The sequence below is a fragment of the Micromonospora sp. Mcm103 genome (assembly GCF_024519755.1).
Taxonomy (GTDB): domain Bacteria; phylum Actinomycetota; class Actinomycetes; order Mycobacteriales; family Micromonosporaceae; genus Micromonospora; species Micromonospora aurantiaca.
In genome coordinates this window covers 51,855-68,489 of sequence record NZ_JALJRJ010000007.1, presented here as the reverse complement: position 1 = coordinate 68,489, position 16,635 = coordinate 51,855, and the positions used below count along the sequence as shown (strand labels likewise).

19 protein-coding genes and 1 tRNA gene are annotated in these 16,635 nt (G+C 71.8%); 7 read left to right on the top strand and 13 right to left on the bottom strand.

The window, feature by feature from the left end:
- Window positions 1-34: 34 nt before the first annotated feature.
- Window positions 35-634 (top strand): GNAT family N-acetyltransferase, encoded by a 600-nt coding sequence (locus OC439_RS11260; protein WP_262013357.1) that lies wholly within the window; start codon window positions 35-37, stop codon window positions 632-634.
- On the opposite strand, the gene OC439_RS11255 is transcribed toward OC439_RS11260, so the two are convergent.
- Window positions 598-1,146, bottom strand: a complete 549-nt coding sequence (locus OC439_RS11255; RefSeq protein ID WP_262013356.1) for a CGNR zinc finger domain-containing protein — start codon at window positions 1,144-1,146, stop codon at window positions 598-600. The two genes, OC439_RS11260 and OC439_RS11255, sit on opposite strands and share 37 nt — an antisense overlap.
- A 72-nt stretch (window positions 1,147-1,218) precedes the next feature.
- Here OC439_RS11255 and OC439_RS11250 point away from each other — a divergent pair, with 72 nt between their 5' ends.
- The 3 genes from OC439_RS11250 (at window position 1,219) to OC439_RS11240 (ending at window position 4,653) form a co-directional block, all read left to right on the top strand.
- Complete coding sequence (locus OC439_RS11250; RefSeq protein ID WP_262013355.1) at window positions 1,219-2,181, top strand: EamA family transporter; 963 nt, start codon at window positions 1,219-1,221, stop codon at window positions 2,179-2,181.
- Entirely contained in the window at window positions 2,178-2,876 is a 699-nt protein-coding gene (locus OC439_RS11245; protein WP_262013354.1) for an HAD family hydrolase, read from the top strand. The genes OC439_RS11250 and OC439_RS11245 overlap by 4 nt, the downstream gene beginning before the upstream one ends.
- An 88-nt stretch (window positions 2,877-2,964) precedes the next feature.
- Window positions 2,965-4,653, top strand: coding sequence for a S8 family serine peptidase (locus tag OC439_RS11240; protein WP_262013353.1), 1,689 nt, complete (start codon window positions 2,965-2,967; stop codon window positions 4,651-4,653).
- Between the two features lie 68 nt (window positions 4,654-4,721).
- On the opposite strand, the gene OC439_RS11235 is transcribed toward OC439_RS11240, so the two are convergent.
- Window positions 4,722-5,756 carry an endonuclease domain-containing protein gene (locus OC439_RS11235; RefSeq protein WP_262013352.1) on the bottom strand — a complete coding sequence of 345 codons (1,035 nt, stop codon included), beginning with the start codon at window positions 5,754-5,756 and terminating at the stop codon, window positions 4,722-4,724.
- Window positions 5,757-6,019: 263 nt separating this feature from the next.
- Entirely contained in the window at window positions 6,020-6,667 is a 648-nt protein-coding gene (locus tag OC439_RS11230; RefSeq protein WP_047891141.1) for an IclR family transcriptional regulator, read from the bottom strand.
- Between the two features lie 63 nt (window positions 6,668-6,730).
- Here OC439_RS11230 and cysS point away from each other — a divergent pair, with 63 nt between their 5' ends.
- Window positions 6,731-8,146: a cysteine--tRNA ligase gene (gene cysS / locus OC439_RS11225; RefSeq protein ID WP_262013351.1), complete on the top strand. Its 1,416-nt coding sequence runs from the start codon at window positions 6,731-6,733 to the stop codon at window positions 8,144-8,146.
- The gene (gene rlmB / locus OC439_RS11220) at window positions 8,146-9,267 is read left to right on the top strand and encodes a 23S rRNA (guanosine(2251)-2'-O)-methyltransferase RlmB (RefSeq protein WP_262013350.1); all 1,122 of its coding nucleotides are present in this window, start codon (window positions 8,146-8,148) and stop codon (window positions 9,265-9,267) included. The genes cysS and rlmB overlap by 1 nt, the downstream gene beginning before the upstream one ends.
- Before the next feature lie 57 nt (window positions 9,268-9,324).
- On the opposite strand, the gene OC439_RS11215 is transcribed toward rlmB, so the two are convergent.
- Complete coding sequence (locus tag OC439_RS11215) at window positions 9,325-10,416, bottom strand: ABC transporter ATP-binding protein (protein ID WP_262013349.1); 1,092 nt, start codon at window positions 10,414-10,416, stop codon at window positions 9,325-9,327.
- Between the two features lie 365 nt (window positions 10,417-10,781).
- Here OC439_RS11215 and OC439_RS11210 point away from each other — a divergent pair.
- Window positions 10,782-10,858 (top strand) — tRNA-Thr (locus OC439_RS11210).
- A gap of 73 nt (window positions 10,859-10,931) precedes the next feature.
- Here the strand turns inward: OC439_RS11210 and OC439_RS11205 are convergent.
- From OC439_RS11205 to OC439_RS11165, 9 genes are all read right to left on the bottom strand, one after another.
- A complete protein-coding gene (locus tag OC439_RS11205) occupies window positions 10,932-12,170 on the bottom strand; it encodes a tyrosine-type recombinase/integrase (protein ID WP_262013348.1) in 1,239 nt (412 codons plus the stop codon).
- Window positions 12,170-12,337: a helix-turn-helix domain-containing protein gene (locus OC439_RS11200; protein WP_262013347.1), complete on the bottom strand. Its 168-nt coding sequence runs from the start codon at window positions 12,335-12,337 to the stop codon at window positions 12,170-12,172. The genes OC439_RS11205 and OC439_RS11200 overlap by 1 nt, the downstream gene beginning before the upstream one ends.
- A 61-nt stretch (window positions 12,338-12,398) precedes the next feature.
- Complete coding sequence (locus OC439_RS11195; protein ID WP_262013346.1) at window positions 12,399-14,180, bottom strand: replication initiator; 1,782 nt, start codon at window positions 14,178-14,180, stop codon at window positions 12,399-12,401.
- A complete protein-coding gene (locus tag OC439_RS11190; RefSeq protein WP_262013345.1) occupies window positions 14,180-14,449 on the bottom strand; it encodes a hypothetical protein in 270 nt (89 codons plus the stop codon). Before OC439_RS11190 ends, OC439_RS11195 begins: the two co-directional genes overlap by 1 nt.
- Window positions 14,446-15,195: a hypothetical protein gene (locus OC439_RS11185; RefSeq protein WP_262013344.1), complete on the bottom strand. Its 750-nt coding sequence runs from the start codon at window positions 15,193-15,195 to the stop codon at window positions 14,446-14,448. The genes OC439_RS11190 and OC439_RS11185 overlap by 4 nt, the downstream gene beginning before the upstream one ends.
- On the bottom strand, window positions 15,185-15,475 hold the full coding sequence (locus OC439_RS11180) for a hypothetical protein (protein ID WP_262013343.1): 291 nt from the start codon (window positions 15,473-15,475) through the stop codon (window positions 15,185-15,187). The genes OC439_RS11185 and OC439_RS11180 overlap by 11 nt, the downstream gene beginning before the upstream one ends.
- A complete protein-coding gene (locus tag OC439_RS11175) occupies window positions 15,475-15,879 on the bottom strand; it encodes an RRQRL motif-containing zinc-binding protein (RefSeq protein ID WP_262013342.1) in 405 nt (134 codons plus the stop codon). The genes OC439_RS11180 and OC439_RS11175 overlap by 1 nt, the downstream gene beginning before the upstream one ends.
- Window positions 15,876-16,175: a hypothetical protein gene (locus tag OC439_RS11170; protein WP_262013341.1), complete on the bottom strand. Its 300-nt coding sequence runs from the start codon at window positions 16,173-16,175 to the stop codon at window positions 15,876-15,878. The genes OC439_RS11175 and OC439_RS11170 overlap by 4 nt, the downstream gene beginning before the upstream one ends.
- The gene (locus OC439_RS11165) at window positions 16,172-16,612 is read right to left on the bottom strand and encodes a hypothetical protein (RefSeq protein WP_262013340.1); all 441 of its coding nucleotides are present in this window, start codon (window positions 16,610-16,612) and stop codon (window positions 16,172-16,174) included. The genes OC439_RS11170 and OC439_RS11165 overlap by 4 nt, the downstream gene beginning before the upstream one ends.
- Window positions 16,613-16,635: the final 23 nt, after the last annotated feature.

Below are 16,635 nucleotides of genomic sequence, written 5' to 3'. Positions count from 1 at the left end.
CGACCCGTCACAGGGGGCGCGGCATGATCCGACGGTGCGTGACGACGGTGGCGTGTTGCTGGAGACCGCGCGGCTGACGCTGCGCCGGTTCACGACGGACGATGTGGACCGGCTGGTGGCGCTGGACGCCGACCCGGAGGTCATGCGTTTCCTGACGGGCGGCGTGCCGACCCCGGCCGGGACGTTCCGGGACGAGGTGCTGCCCCGCGTGCTCGCGCAGTACGACAGGCATCCCGGGCTCGGCCGCTGGGCGACGCTCGACCGGTTCACCGGCGAGTTCCTCGGCTGGCACTCGCTCGACCCGTCCGACGACGGCGCCGAGGCGGAGCTGGGCTACCGGCTGCGCCGCGCGACGTGGGGGCACGGGCTGGCCACCGAGGGCGCGCGGGCGCTGGTGCGGCACGCGTTCGACACGGTCGGCGTCCGCCGGGTGTGGGCCCAGACGATGGCGGTGAACGACCGTTCCCGTGCGGTCATGGCCCGCGCGGGGTTGCGCTACGTCCGCACGTTCCACCTGGCCTTCGACGACCCGATCCCGGGTACGGAGCACGGCGAGGTGGAGTACGAGCTGCGCCGCGACGCCTGGCCCGGGACGCGTCAGGAGTGGGACGCGGCGGCCCTGCGGGCTCGGTAGGCGCTCACCGCGGCCCGGTTGCCGCAACCGGCGTCGCAGAACCGGCGGGACCGGTTGCGGGACAGGTCGACCAGCACGTTGTCGCAGTCGGGGTGGTCGCAGTGCCGCAGCCGGCTCAGTTCGCCCATCCGGACCAGGTCGGCCATCGCCATCGCGGCTTCGACCGCCATCCGGGTCGCCAGCGGTGCGTCCTGTGGCACGGCGTGCACGTGGTACGGCTCGTCGTCGTGCCGGACGAGTTGCGGCAGGGCGTGCGACTCGCGCAGCAGCGCGTTGACGATCGCCACCACCTCGTCGATGTCGGCGTACCAGATGCGGCGCAGCCGGGGCCGCAGCGCGCGGACCTGGCGCAGTTCGGCGTCGGTGTGCTCGTACCGGCCGCTCCACCCGTAGGCGGTGAAGAAGGTGTCCAGGGCGGTCACGTCGGGTAGCCCTTCCCGCCCCTCGCAGACGGTGTTCACCAGCGCGGCGGCGCCGACCAGCGCGCATTCGGTGTCATGAGCGAAAAGCAACTTGACTCCTGTCGGAGGCTACGCCTAGCGTCATCAGCATAACCTTCCTTCACTCATGACCGGGAGATGCCGATGCGGGAACGGTCAAGCGTCGGGCTCGGCCTGGCACTGCTGTCCGCGATCACGTTCGCCACCTCGGGCACCTTCGCCCGCCCGCTGATCACCGGTGAGTGGTCGGCGGTCGCCGTGGTGATCGCCCGGGTCGGCATCGCCGCGCTGGTGCTCGCCGTCCCCGCTGTGCTGGCACTGCGCGGCAGGTGGGCGGTGCTGCGCCGCAACGCGGGCACCGTCGTGCTGTTCGGGCTGCTCGGCGTGGCCACGGCGCAGGCGTGCTTCTTCAACGCGGTCCGCTACCTCCCGGTCGGCGTGGCGCTGCTGCTGGAATACCTCGGCATCGTGCTCGTGGTCGGATGGATGTGGCTGGTCCACGGGCAGCGCCCCCGGCTGCTCACTGTGGCCGGTTCGATCATCGCCCTGTGCGGGCTGGTGCTCGTCCTCGACCTCACCGGCGCCGGACGACTCGACCCGGTGGGCGTGCTCTGGGGCCTCGGCGCGGGCGTGGGACTCGCCGGATACTTCGTCATCGCCGGCCGGATCGACGCGGGCCTGCCCTCGGTCGTGATGGCCAGCGGCGGCATGGCCGTCGGCGCGCTGGCGCTGCTCCTGCTCGGTGGCATCGGAGCGCTGCCGCTCGCGGCCGGCACCTCCGACGTCACCTTCGGCGGGCACCAGGTGAGCTGGCTGGTGCCGATCGCCGGGCTGTCGCTCATCGCCGCGGTGGTCGCGTACCTCGCCGGGGTCGCCGGCACCCGGCTGCTCGGTGCGCGGCTGTCCTCCTTCGTCGGGCTCACCGAGGTGATGTTCGCGGTGCTGATCGCCTGGCTGGTGCTCGACGAACTGCCCAGCCTGATCCAGCTGGCCGGCGGCGTGCTCATCCTCGGCGGCGTCGCCCTGGTCCGGGCCGACGAACTGCGCGGCACACCATCGGCGCCGGCGACGGCGCCGGCCGAGCCGGTGCTGACCGGCGACCGATGAGCGGGCCACGCGGCGCCGTCGTCTTCGACGCCGACGAGACACTCGTCGACCTGCGCCCGGCGGTCACCGGCGCGCTCGTCGCCGTACTCGACGAGATGCGGCGGCGGACCCCGGCGGCGGCCGGTGTGGTGCTCGCGGACCTGGAGGGGGACTGGGGTGCGGCCTTCGGCGCGCTCGGCGCCGCCCCGGTGCAGGAGATCCGGCGAGCCGCGCTGACCCGGTCGCTGGCCCGAGCGGGGCTGGAGGCGGACCTGGACGAGTTCGCGGCGTTGTTCTTCGCCCGCCGGTACGCGCTGAGCCGCCCCTTCCCGGACGTGCTGCCCGCGCTGGCGGCGCTGCGCCCGCACCACGTGCTGGGCTTCGCCACGAACGGCAACAGCCGCGCCGAACGCTGCGGCCTCACCGGGCAGTTCGCCTTCGAGCTGTACGCGCACGAGGGCGGCCTGCCCAAGAAACCGGCGCCGGAGTTCTTCGCGGCGGTGGTGGCCGCGTCCGGGCTGCCCGCCGCGCGCATCGTCCACGTGGGCGACTCGCCGGAGCACGACGTGGCCGCCGCCCAGCGGGCCGGGCTGCGCGCGGTCTGGCTCAACCGGGCCGGGCTGCCCCGCCCGCGCGGCCTCGAACCGGACGCCGAGGTGGCCACGCTCGCCGGACTGTCCACGGTGCTCGCCACCTTGATGAGCGCGAATGCCTAGTTGCCGCCGATAACGGACGTCGATCTGGCGGAACCCGCTCCCGTGATGTGGGATGACACCACGTCCCTCAACGAGAGGATCTGATGTGGTGAGCAAGCGCTTCACCGTCGGCGCGGTCGCGGCTGCGGCCTCGCTGGCACTCACGGTGACCGGCCTGAGCATCCCGGCGAACGCCGCGCCGTCGGAGTTCCGGACCTTCACCGTGCTGACCGAGAGCGGCGTCTCCAGCGACGCCGCGGTCGCCGCGATCACCGCCGCCGGTGGCAAGGTCGTCGCCCGCACCGACGACGTCGGCCTGTTCCAGGTCAGAAGCGACCGGGCGGACTTCGCCAGCCGGGCCACCGCGGCCGGCGCGCTGGTCGGCGCGGCCGAGGAGAAGGCGATCGGCCGCAAGCCGAAGCTGGACCGGGTCGAGCAGGAGCACCTGCTGGCCGCCGCGGCGACCAAGGGCAAGGCCGCCAAGGGCAACGGCAAGAAGATGGACCCGCTCGACGACAAGCTCTGGGGTCTGGACATGATCCGGGCCGACAAGGCCCGCAAGATCGAGCCGGGCGACCGCCGCGTCACCGTCGGCATCCTGGACACCGGCGTCGACGCCAGCCAGCCCGATCTGGCGCCGAACTTCAACTGGGCGCTGTCGCGCAACTTCGCCCCGGACATCCCCGAGGTCGACGGCCCGTGCGAGGTGGCGAGCTGCCTCGACCCGGTCGGCACCGACGACGGCGGGCACGGCACGCACGTCGCAGGCACCATCGGCGCCGCCGCCAACGGCTTCGGCCTGTCCGGCGTGGCCCCGAACGTCTCCCTGGTCGAGCTGAAGGGTGGCCAGGACAGCGGCTACTTCTTCCTCAACCCGGTGGTGAACGCCCTGGTGCACGCGGGCCGGTCCGGGCTGGACGTGGTGAACATGTCCTTCTACGTCGACCCGTGGCTCTACAACTGCACCGCCAACCCGGCCGACTCGCCGGAGGCGCAGGCCGAGCAGCGCACCGTCATCGAGGCCATGAAGCGGGCGCTGAACTTCGCGCACCGCAAGGGCGTCACGCTCGTCGGCTCGCTCGGCAACAACCACGAGGACCTGGGCGCGCCGCGCACCGACGTGAGCAGCCCGGACTACGGCGCGGACCCGTACCCGCGCCCGATCGACAACGCGACCTGCTGGGACCTGCCGGTCGAGGGCCCGCACGTGATCGGCGTGTCGGCGGTCGGCCCGTCCGGCAAGAAGTCCGACTACTCGAACTACGGCACCGAGCAGATCTCGGTGGCGGCGCCGGGCGGCTGGTTCCGCGACGGCTTCGGCACCGACACGTACCGCACCGACGCCAACATGATCCTCTCCACGTACCCGAAGAAGGTGCTCCAGGAGGAGGGGTCGGTCGACGAGAACGGCGACATCGTCGCCGGCTTCGAGAACTCGGTGTTCAAGCAGTGCACCGCCAAGGGTGAGTGTGGCTACTACACCTACCTGCAGGGCACCTCGATGGCGTCCCCGCACGTCTCGGGCGTGGCGGCGCTGATCGTCAGCAAGCACGGCAAGAAGGAGGGCCGCAACGGCTACGGCATGGCGCCGAACCTGGTCGAGCAGCACCTCTACCGGACGGCGGCGGAGCACGCCTGCCCGGAGCCGCGGCTGCAGAGCTACACCAACGAGGGCCGGGACGCCGAGTTCGACGCGTACTGCGCGGGCTCGCTGAACTTCAACGGCTTCTACGGCTACGGCATCGTCGACGCCTACGCCGCGGTGAAGACCCCGGTCAAGCCCAACGTTCGACCGTAACGACCGTTTCCCCGAGGTGGCGGTGTCCGGTGGTCCCGGACGCCGCCACCTCGGCGTTCCGGCGGGTGTCACGGCCGCCACCCCCGGGCCACCAGTGCGGCGCGGATCTCCCGCACCAGTGCGGGGAACTCCTTGCGCAGACGGCGGCCGGTCACGTGCAGCACCAGCCAGCCGGCCGCGACGAGCTGGTTGAGCCGCCGCCGGTCGAGGTGCATCCGGTCCGCGTCGGAGTGCCACTGACCGTCGTACTCGACAGCGACCCGGAACTCCGGCCAGGCCAGGTCGGGGTGCAGGATCAGCCCGGTCGACACCCGCACCGGATACTGGGCCACCGCGCGAGGCAGGCCGGCGAGGACGAGACGGACCCGCAGGTGGGACTCGGGCGGGGACTGGGCCAGCCCGTCGGTCAGGCCGAACACCCAGACCGCCCGCCGCCCACCGGGGCGACAGGCGTTCCGGGCCGCCTCGCTCGCCAGCGCCGACCGGTTCACCGAACCGGTACGCAGCAGCCCGTCGATGATGCCGACCGCCTCCACCGGATCGGCCCAGACCGCAGTCTCCCAAGCGCAGGCGGCCGGCTCGGTGCGGGGCGGCGGCCCGGCCAGGATCATCACCGCGCCGGGAGACGAGCGGTCCGCCGCCAGGTGTGCCGCGACGGGTGACCTCGTGCCGGCGGGTGACCTCGTGCCGGCGGGTGGGCTCGTGCCGGCGGGTGCGGCGGCGCCGACGGGGACCAGGAGACCACTGCGTGTGCTCGACATAGGGGCGTGGTGCACCCGGACACCCGGCTGGGAGTCGGCCCGGACCGTGGTCGGCAGCAGGACGTGCACGTCGTCGGTGAAGCCCGCGGCGTGCTCGACCCCGTGCAGGTAGGCAGCCGACGGACCGGCGATCGCCGCGCCGGGTGGCAGGCGCAGCAGCGCCGCGCGGCAGGCCAGCGCGTGGTCGCGGTCGAGTCGCGCGTCGGCGTAGACGTCCTGCCGGAGCCGGATCCAGGACGCGCCGCGCAGATGATGCCGGGACAGCAGCCCGCGCCGGATCGCTTCCGAGCCCCGGAAGACCTGCCAGGCCAACTCCGGTGGTCGATGAGGATGAGGTGGCATGTGACGAGCGTGGCGGCGCACGGGTCGAGATCGGAACCCCTGTGGACAGCCGCAGCCGTGCCGCCCTACGCGCCCTGTGGACAACCCCCGCACCACCTTGTCCGCGTGCTATAGCCCTTCGGCCCGTGCATGATCCACTCCATCTCGGGGAGGTGGCGGTATCCGGGCCGTTTGATGCAGCCACTTCGCCGATCTGGCGTGAGGACCCGCGGCGTGAGGACCCGCGGCGTGAGGACCCGCGAGGACCGGCGAGGGCACGCGGGTCAGGAGAGCGCGGCGGCCACCGCCTCGGCGGCGGCGGTGACCTGGGCGCCGACGTCCGCCACGTCGAGCGGAGTCAGTGACACCACCCCGACGCTGCCCTCCAGGCCCGGCACACCGAGCACCGGCGCGGCCACCCCGTACGCGCCCGACTGGAGCTCGCCGCTGGTGCTCACCGGCCCCGGATCGCCGGCCCGCCCGGCCAGCACCGCCCGGCCGGCGGCCCCCCGCTCCAGCGGGTGCCGGGTGCCGGTCCGGTACGCCACGTGGAAGGATGTCCAGCTCGGCTCGACCACCGCGAGCGCCACCCCCTCGCCGCCCTCGACCACGGTCAGGTGGGCGGTCGCCCCGGTGCCCTCGGCGAGCCGGCGCAGCGCCGGCAGGGCGCCCTCGGCCAGCAGCGGCTGGGCGCGGCGGGCCAGGTGCAGCACACCCACGCCGATGCGCAGGCGGCCCTCGCCGTCGCGCCGCAGCATCCCGTGGCCGGTCAGCGCGCCGACCAGCCGGTAGACGGCCGCCCGGCCGATGCCCAGCCGGTGCGCCGCCTCGGTGACGGTGAGCCCGCCCGGCGCGTCCGCGACCAGGTGCAGCAGCCGCAGGCCCCGGTCCAGGGTCTGTGCCGTCTCTCCCGTGCGCGCCGCCGTGTCCACAGCACGCAGCGTACGACCCGGCTCCGGCCAACCCGGAAATGTGCGGACGGCTACCCTTGTGAGGTGACGCTACGCCTGTATGACACCGCCACCCGATCGGTGCGGGACTTCGTCCCGCGGGAAGCCGGCAAGGTGGGGGTCTACCTGTGTGGTCTCACGCTCCAGGCCCCGCCGCACATCGGTCACCTTCGCTCCGGCGTCAACTACGACGTGCTGCGCCGCTGGCTGCTCAGCAAGGGCTTCGAGGTCACGTTCATCCGCAACCTGACCGACATCGACGACAAGGTCCTGGCCAAGGCGATGGGGCAGGATCGGCCGTTCTGGTCGATCGCGTACGCGAACGAGCAGATCCTCACCACCTCCTACCGGGCGCTGAACGTGCTCCCGCCGACGTACGAGCCGCGGGCCACCGGGCACATCCCGGAGATGCACGAGCTGATCGCCCGGCTGATCGAGACCGGCCACGCCTACCCGGCCACCGACGGCTCCGGCGACGTCTACTTCGACGTGGCCTCCTGGCCCGCGTACGGCTCGCTGTCCGGCCAGTCCCCGGCGGACATGCAGCCCGCCGGCGACGCCCCCGACCGGGGCAAGCGGGACCCGCGTGACTTCGCGCTCTGGAAGGGCGCCAAGCCGGGCGAACCGGCCGACGCCTACTGGCCGTCGCCGTGGGGCCGCGGACGCCCCGGCTGGCACATCGAGTGCTCGGCCATGTGCTGGCGCTACCTGGGCCCCGAGTTCGACATCCACGGCGGCGGGCTCGACCTGACGTTCCCGCACCACGAGAACGAGATCGCCCAGTCGCAGGCCGCCGACCTGCCGTTCGCCCGCTACTGGGTGCACCACGGCCTGCTCGGCATCGGCGGCACGAAGATGGGCAAGTCGCTCGGCAACACGCTCGACCTCGACTACGTGGCCTCGCTCGGGGTGCGCCCGGTGGAGCTGCGCTACTACTACGTCGCCGCGCACTACCGGTCCCGCATCGACTACTCCGAGGACGCGCTCCGCGAGGCCGCCGTGGCGTACCGGCGGATCGAGGGCTTCGTGCAGCGGGCGACCGAGCGGGTCGGTCCGGGCCGGCCCGGCGACCTGCCGGCCGGTTTCGTGGCCGCGATGGACGACGACCTCAACACCTCGGCGGCGCTCGCGGCGCTGCACGAGGTGGTCCGCGACGGCAACACCGCGCTCACCGCCGCGGACGATGTGACCGTCCGCACGACGCTCGCCGCCACCCGGGCGATGCTGGATATCCTCGGCGTCGACCCCCTGGACCCGGCCTGGACCGGCGGCGGCCGCACGGACGACCTGCGCGGCGTGGTGGACTCCCTGATCGCGCTGGCCCTGGAGCAGCGCGCGCAGGCCCGCGGCCGCAAGGACTGGGCCGCCGCCGACGCCGTACGCGACCAGCTCAAGCAGGCCGGCGTGGTCGTCGAGGACACCCCCCAGGGCCCGCGTTGGACTATTGGAGAGCAGGACTGATGGCCGGCAACTCGCAGCGCCGTGGCCGGCGACTGACGCCGAAGGCGGGTGCCCCCAAGGGCACCGGTGGCAAGAACAAGGACTCGCTCGCCGGGCGGGGCCGCACGCTGCCCGCCGACGAGCGGCCCTGGCACAAGGCGTACTCGGGCACGGAGAAGCTGCCCCAGCGCACCGCCTGGAAGCAGGACAAGGAGCGCCGCGCCGCCGCCGAGGAGGGGCGCGCGCCCAAGATCGGTCAGCCCGGCACCAAGGACACCACCTGGGGCAAGGGCGGTGGCCGAGGCACCCCCACGACCAAGGGCCGGGGCGGCAAGCCGGCCGGCGGCCGGGGCGGTCCCCGGGTCGCGCCGGGCCGCAAGGCCAACCCGGCGAAGGACAGCCCGGAGCTGCTGGTCGGGCGCAACCCGGTGCTGGAGTCGCTGCGTACCCAGGTGCCCGCGACCGCGCTCTACACCGCGCATGGCATCGACATCGACGACCGGGTCAAGGAGATCGTCCGCACCGCCGCCGACCGGGGGATCGCGATCCTCGAGGTCAGCCGCGCCGAGCTGGACCGGATGACCGGTGGGGTGCTGCACCAGGGCGTCGGCCTCCAGGTGCCGCCGTTCGCCTACGAGCCCTTCGACGACCTGGTCGCCGCCGCGCTGGAACAGGCCGCCCCGCTGCTCGTCGCGCTCGACGGCGTCACCGACCCGCGCAATCTCGGCGCGGTCATCCGGTCGGCTGCCGCGTTCGGCGCGCAGGGTGTCTTCGTACCCGAAAGGCGTGCCGCCGGGATCACCGCGACCGCCTGGCGGACCAGCGCCGGCGCGGCCGCGCGTGTGCCCGTCGCCCAGGTCACCAACCTGACCCGGTCGCTCAAGGCGTGCAAGGAGGCCGGCTTCGTCGTGGTCGGCCTGGACGCCGACGGACAGACCGACCTGTACGACCTGGAGGCCGCCGTCGGCCCGCTCGTCGTGGTGGTCGGCTCGGAGGGGCGCGGGCTGTCCCGACTGGTCGGCGAGACCTGCGACCTGACCGTCAGCATCCCGATGGTCTCCGACGTGGAGTCGCTCAACGCCAGCGTCGCCGCCGCGGTCACGCTCGCCGAGGTCGCCCGCCGCCGGTCCGTCGAGGTCTGATCGAGAGTACGAAGAAGGGGCGGTCCGCCGTGGCGGGCCGCCCCTTTCTCGCGTACGTCAGATCCGCTCGCCGGTGGCGGAGTGGAAGACGTGGCTGCGGCCGGTACGCGGCTTGACGAACACGGTGTCGCCCATGTTCGGCATGCTGCGCCGGTCGGTGCGGACCACGAACCGCTCGTTGTGGCCCTCCAGCGCGGCGTGGCCGTAGACGTTGGCGTCGGAGCCGAGGTCCTCGACCAGCTCGACCACGACCGGCATGCCGCCCTCGGACGGGCTGACCAGGTCGCAGTCCTCCGGCCGGAAGCCGACGGTGACCTTGCCGTCGCCGCCCTCGGCGCTGGCCGCCTGGACCTGCTCGCGGGTCAGCGGCACGATCATCTCGGCGAACGCGCCGCCCTGCTCGGTCAGCTTCACCGTCTTGATGTTCATGGCGGGGGAGCCCATGAAGCCGGCGACGAAGACGTTGGCCGGGGTGTCGTAGAGCGCCCGCGGGGTGTCCACCTGCTGGAGCACGCCGTCGAGCATGACCGCCACCCGGTGACCCATGGTCATGGCCTCGACCTGGTCGTGGGTGACGTAGACCGTGGTGACGCCCAGCTTCGCCTGCAGCGAGGCGATCTGGGTACGGGTCTGCACGCGCAGCTTGGCGTCGAGGTTCGACAGCGGCTCGTCCATGAGGAAGACCTGCGGCTCGCGGACGATCGCGCGGCCCATGGCGACACGCTGGCGCTGACCACCGGAGAGCGCCTTCGGCTTGCGGCTGAGGAACTCCTCCAGCTGGAGCAGCCCGGCCGCCTCCTTGACCCGCCGGTCGATCTCCGACTTCGAGGTCTTGCGCAGCTTGAGCGCGAACGCCATGTTCTCGTACACCGTCATGTGCGGGTAGAGGGCGTAGTTCTGGAAGACCATCGCGATGTCGCGGGCCTTCGGCGGGAGGTGGGTGACGTCCCGGTCGTCGATGTAGATCGCGCCGTCGTCGACGTCCTCCAGGCCGGCGAGCATCCGGAGGCTGGTGGACTTGCCGCAGCCGGACGGACCGACCAGGACGAGGAACTCCCCGTCACCGATCTGGAGGTCGAGCTGGTTGACGGCGGGGCGCTCGGTGCCCGGATAGATCCGGGACGCCTTCGAGTAGGTGACCGTAGCCATGATGGAGCGCTTCCTTTCACCGGCAGGAACGTGCCGGACGATCCGAGTGAAGGAGCGACCGGCGCCCAAGGCACCGGCCAACGGGGTCGTCGCTCAGGGCAGCCGAGGCCGACCGGAGTGTCGTCCGTGTCACTGCACCGTAAACGGCTTTCGCGATCGTGCCAAGACGTAGCGCTCCGGGTGGGATGGACGGCATACGCATAACGGTCAGTCGGGCACGGCGAGGCATCAATCTCCCGCCTGGGAGCGCGACCGAGCGATGATCCATCGGCCGCACCGGTCGGGATACCGACGTTTTCCGTGCTCGGGAGCCCTGCGAGGCGGGATTTCCGGGGGCAAGTCGCTATGCTGAGCGCGACGCACGCGCCCCTGTAGCTCAGCTGGCCAGAGCACTCGCCTTGTAAGCGAGATGTCGCCGGTTCGATCCCGGCCGGGGGCTCCAATTCCATCAGGCATTTCGCGGCGGCAGCCGCTGCGATCTGGCCGGATGACAGCAACGCTGACAGCAACGGCGGTCACGACAGCCGCCCGTCGAGCTTGCCGAGCGCCTGACGCATCGCGTCGAGGTTGGCGTGCGCGTAGACCTTCAGCGTGACCTTCACATCGGCGTGCCGGGCGATGGCCTGCACGACGTGCGGAGGGACGCCCAGCTCCATCAGCAAGGACACGACGGTGTGCCGCAGGTCGTGCAGCCGGACACCGGGCAGGCCGGCGGTCTCACGCAGCCGGGCGAATGATCGGCTGAGGTTGGTGGGCTCCATCGGAGTACCGCGCTCGGAGGGGAAGACCAGGTCGTGATCCTCCCAGACCTCGGCGAGACCGGCCCGCTCTGCCTGCTGGTGCTCCTGGTGCTCCAACAACCTCAGCCAGGTGACCTCGGGCAGCGGCAACACCGCCTCGGAATCCTCGGTCTTGGCGTCCAGGACGTGAAGCGTCCCGGCGACTCGCTGGACGGTCTGCTGAACCCTCAGGGTGCCCTGGTCTAGATCGACGTCCGACCACCGCAAACCGACAAGCTCGCCGCGTCGTAGGCCCATGGTGGCCGCCACGACGTAAAGCGCGTGAAGCCGGTGGCCCGACGAGGCGGCAAGGATCTTGCGTACCTGGTCGACCGACAGGCCCTTACCCACCTTGTACCGGGGGGAGGGAACCCGGACGAGCTTGGCGACGTTGCGCGACACCAGCTCCTCCCGCATGGCGTGTTGGAGCGCGTTGCGCAGCACGGCGTGAACGAACTGGATCTGCCGAGCGCTGGGGTAGCGCTGGCAGCAGTTGCCCATCGAGCAGCAACGCCGGTCAGCCGGGCGGATCTTGTCCAGCCCGTTTGTGCAGCAGAGGCATTTGCGGCGGAAGTCGTCCATGAACGCCTTGACGTGCTGGACCTGGAGGCCGTCGAGGCGCTTGGTGCCCAGTGCCGGGATCAGGTGCAGTCGGACGGCGCTTTCGTAGCCGCGTGCGGTGGTGGGTTTGAGGTCGGTGACGTAGGCGGCGAGCCAGTAGGGCAGGTAGTCGGCGAGTTTCCAGGCCCGGTCGGGCACGGGTATGCCGCGCTGCGATTTCGACTTGAGTTCGACGAGTTTGGCGTGGGCTTCTTCCCAGGTGGCGCCGTAGACGAACTTGCGTTTGCGGGTGCCGTCGGTGGTGAGGACGTATGCCTGTCCGACCCAGCGGCCGTCGCTGGCGCGTTGGTAGATGGAGCCTTCGCCGTTGGGGTTGCGGCGTGCGGGTTGGCGGGGCGTGGGTTGTCTGGGCATTAGGCGGCTTCCTCGGTGAGTGTGGTGATGACTTCGTCGATGGCGGTGGCGGGGATGAGGCGGCGGCTGCCGACCTTGAAGGAGCGCAGTCGGCCGGAGCGGATGAGGTCGTAGACGAGCGAGCGGCCGATGCCCAGTGCTCGGGCGGCTTCCTCGACGCGCAGCACGCGAGGAGTGATCGGGGTCGGGGTGTCCAACGGGTGGCCTTCCTCGTGTGTCGGGCGGTGGTCAGGCGGCAACCGGCGCGATGCCGGCCGGGGTACTGGCGAGTTCGTGGGCGAGTTCTTCGCGGCCGGTGGTTCGTCGTTCGCGTGCCATAGCGGCGGCGGTGTTGGCGAGCAGGGCGTCACCTGAGGTGTGCCAGCCGATTCCGGCGAAGGTGAGGGTGCCGACGATGAGCGTCGTGTCCTCGTCGACCTGCTCGGCGGGCGGGCCGCTGGCGGCGGGGTGTTCGTGGTCCTGGTGCTCGTGGCGCCGGAACTGGACGCGGGTGTCGCGCAGGAGCCGGAAGGTGACGGAGTAGCGGCGGGCTTTGGTGAGGAAGTGGCCGCCGTAGCCGAGCATGTGCGCCCATCGGCGCAGCCGGGCGTAAGGGTTGGTCGTCGCGGGTTTCGTCGGTTGGGTGTCAAGGGCGGCTTGACGCGCAGCCGTGCAGGTGGGGCAGGCGGCGTAGCGGGTGTGGGTGCCGCAGTCGGGGCATTCCCAGCGGGCGACGAAGCCGGGCCGTGGCCGGGGTTCCCGGGGCCGGTCGGAGAGTGGGGCCGGGGTGTGGACGGGTCGGCCGATGCGCCAGCAGGCGTCGATGAGGCGGGCGGTGTGGTCGCCGTCGGGGTCGGCGTAGTCCCCGATCGTGTCGGCGGTCAGTCGGGTGGAGGTGTGCCCGGTGGCCTCGGTGCTTTTGGTGGCGTACTTGGCAAGGTAGCCCGCGACCATCCCATCGGTGACCTCCCCGAGGCCGTCGGTGGCGATCGGTTCCAAGTCGACCTGCTCGCCCCAGGCGATCGGCCAGCCCTCCGGCCGGTCAGGGTGGGGCGGGGTGTGAAAGGCGATCTGCCGGGCGGCGTGCCGGAGTGCGTCGATGAGGTCGTCGACGGTGAACCCGGCCGGCGGGGGCACCACCTTGTCGGGGTCCAGGCCGTCGACGCCGTCGAGGCGGGCGATGGCATGGAAGTGCACCGCTCCCCGCGCTTGCAGTTCGGCGACCTTCCCGGGCGACAGCCGCACCGGGGCGACTTTCCGCGTGTTGCCGGAGGCGGTGACCACCTCGACGCGGGGGATGCCGCGGCGTTGGGCGAGTTTCGCGAGCCAGCGTTCGGCGGCTTGTTTGGTGCGGTGCCAGAGTTCGCCGGAGAAGATGTTCCAGACGACCTGGTGGTCGTGGTCGTAGCAGTCCAGGCACAACGGATGCCCAAGCACCGAGTCGCCGGTCTCGTGGCGGGCCCAGCAGACGGCCGGACGGCCGTGGGGACAGAGTCCGGTGTCGCGGCGGGCGTGGCAGGGTTCGGCGCGGCAGTCGCAGCGGCGTCGGTTGCGGCAGGTGTGCCGCTTCACGATCCGGGCGTGGACGGTGCCGAACGACGGCGCGGTGAAGGTGGCGAACACCGCCGGATGCGATGCCACCGATTCCGGTACGCCCTTGCCGCCGACGAGACCCGCGCGCAGGAGTTGGAAGGCGTCGCGTTGGTAGGTCTGGGCGCAGGCGGGGCAGACCGTGGCGCGGCGGTTGCCGCAGGCGGTGTAGATCGCGGCGTCGGGCATCGCGTCGGTGTGCCGGGAGTCCAGGACACGGCCGGTCGAGGCGTCGACGGTGAGGATCTGTCCGGACAGGCGGATGGGGCGGGTGCAGCCGGCGGCGGCGCGGACGTGTTCCAGCCAGCCGAAGTAGTCGGGTCGGGTGGCGCGTTCGAACGCGGCCCCGGCAGCCGTGTAGCCGTAGACGATGGTGTCGGCGTTCGAGCCCACCCCCCGGGCCGTGGAGGCGCGGGGGGTGAGGTCCAGCGTCGAGGCCATCAACCGGCCACCCCGTCAGTGGGGTGCAGGTTGGTGATGGTGCGTTCGATGACGACGATCCGGCAGGCAGCACATTGGCGCTTGGTCGGTTCGTGCCGGCCGCAGCGGATCTGGGTGACGGTGTCGCCGCAGCGGATGGTGACCGGGTTGCGGCAGGGTCCGCCGTCGATGACGTCGATGACGGTCCGGCGGATGTCGTAGGGGTGGGGCTCCGGCTCGGCCGGGCAGGTGTGCAGGAGCTGCACGACGTCAACGGTGTGGATGCTCACCGGGCACCACCGCCGATGGTGGCCAGGAGGCGTCCGGCGACCGGTGGGGTGACGTCGAGGCGGTCGGCCAGCTCGGCCGGGGTGATGGGCTGGCCGGTGGCCTGTTCGTGCTGCACGGCGGCGAAACGCGCCATCGGCAGCAGGTGAGTGGGAACGTCGACCGGCTCGGCCGGTGCGGCGACGGGCACCGGCTCAGTGGCCGGAGTGGGGGTCGGGGCGGTGGCCGGTTCCGGCTCGGCGGCCGGGGTGATGGCAGCCGGTGGTACCGGCTCGGTGGTGACCTGCTCGGCCACCTGAACCCGGATGGGTCCAGCCGGGGCAGCCGCCGGGGCGGTGGTGGGTTGGTTCGGTGTGGGTGCCGGGGCGAGGACGAGTTTGACCAGGGCCATGAAGGCCAGGGCGGGGACGGCGGAGAGCAGCCAGCCGGAGATGCCGGGTTTGGCGACCGCGAGTTGTGCGGCGAGGGAGAGGCTGGCGGCGGCGATGAGCAGGAACAGGGGGTAGCCGATGGGTGCGCCGCTGCGGCGGCGTCGGCGGATGGTCAGCAGGCAGGCGATGGGAACCAGTTCGGAGATGACGGCGTTGGCCCAGCCGAACCACGCACCCGTCCCGTCAGGGGAGTTGGCGAGGGTCCAGTCTTTGACGTGGGTGAAGGAGGCGGCCCCGGCGAACCCGGCAACCGCGATGAGGATGAGCACCAGGACCACGCCCTCGATACGCGGACCGGTGGGTCGGTCAGTGGTCATGGGTGACCTGCCCGGTGGTGACGGCGTGCTGTTCGGCGGCGAGTCCGGCGAGGCCGACGCGGATGCCGTTGCAGGTGGGGCAGTGCTGGTCGGGTCCGGCGGTGCACTGGGTGAGGTGGGCGTCGTGGATGATGCGCAGGCTTTCGGCGTAGTAGCCGGACAGGAACCGTTCGAAGGACAGTTCGCCTCGGGCGGCGAAGTCCCGGGCGATGGCGGTGACGACGTAGTCGTCCGGGGTCATCCGCTCCTGCGCGGCGAAGTTGACGGCGGTGGTGGTCATCAGTGGCCTCCGTGGCAGTCGAGGCAGCAGCCGTAGCGGCGGGGGATGTAATAGGGCTTGATCTGGCCGCAGTGGCGGCAGGTCCGCCGGGCGAGCAGGGCTTTGGCGATGGCCTCTCGCTGTGCGGGGGTGGCGATGCGTTTGGGTGCGGCGAGGTCGAGGCGGTAGAGGTAGGCGACCCGGCGGTGCATGCGGTGTCGCCAGAGGATCTGGGCGACGGGGTCGTGTCCGCCGGGGCGAAGACCGGCTGCGCGGAGCTGGCGGCGGGTGGCCAAACCGGTCGGGGCGGTGTGGAAGGGGAAGGTGGGGAACCCGTAGCGGGTGCCGGTCGGGTCGTAGAACTCGACCCGGATGCCGGTGCGGTCGGGGAGCTGCTCCAGCTCGGGAGAACGCAGGTCGGTCATGACTGGCCTCCCCAGCGCTGCTGGGCGGCTTGGCGGGAGATGCCGAGGCGCTGGCCGATTTCGGCCCAGGAGTAGCCGAACTGGCGTAGGCCGATGACGGCCTCGCCGATCGCGCGGTCGAGGTCGGCGGAGAGGGCGACGAGGTCGCGGAGGGCTTCGACGTCGCCGTCAGCGACGCGGCGGCCGTGGGCGCGGATGATGCGCCGGGCGAAGGCGGCGAAGGCGTCATTCTCGACGACATCCCGGCGACGTGGCGAAGGGATGCGCGGCGTCAAGGTGTGCTTGACGGTGGTCATCGGTTCTCGCCTCCCTGGTTGTGGAGGCGGTCCCACTCGTCGGCAGCCGCGTCGAGGGCGGTGATGACTTGCTCGGCGGTGCGGCCGGGCTCGTCGTTCCAGGAGTAGGGGGAGATGTGCTCGTCGAGCAGGTAGCCGTCTTCGTCGATGTGGAAGACCGGCGCGAAGTCGTCGAGGTAGTCGACGAACGCGGCGATGGCGGCGAGGTAGGTGATCCGCTCGTCGGTGTCGAGGTCGTACCAGTGGTGCACCGGGTGTCCGGTGCAGGCCATGCCGATGGCCCCGACGGCGCAGGACGGCGGGGTCGGGGTGTCGGTGGTGTGGGGGTAGTAGGTGCCCTGGTGCCAGCCGTGCCGGCGTAGGTAGAGGGCAGCCATCCGCAGCAGGTCAGCGGGTGTGACCTGAGCTGCGGTGGTGGGGTGTTGGGTAGCCTTCATGGCAGCCACGTCCTTTCGGGGCT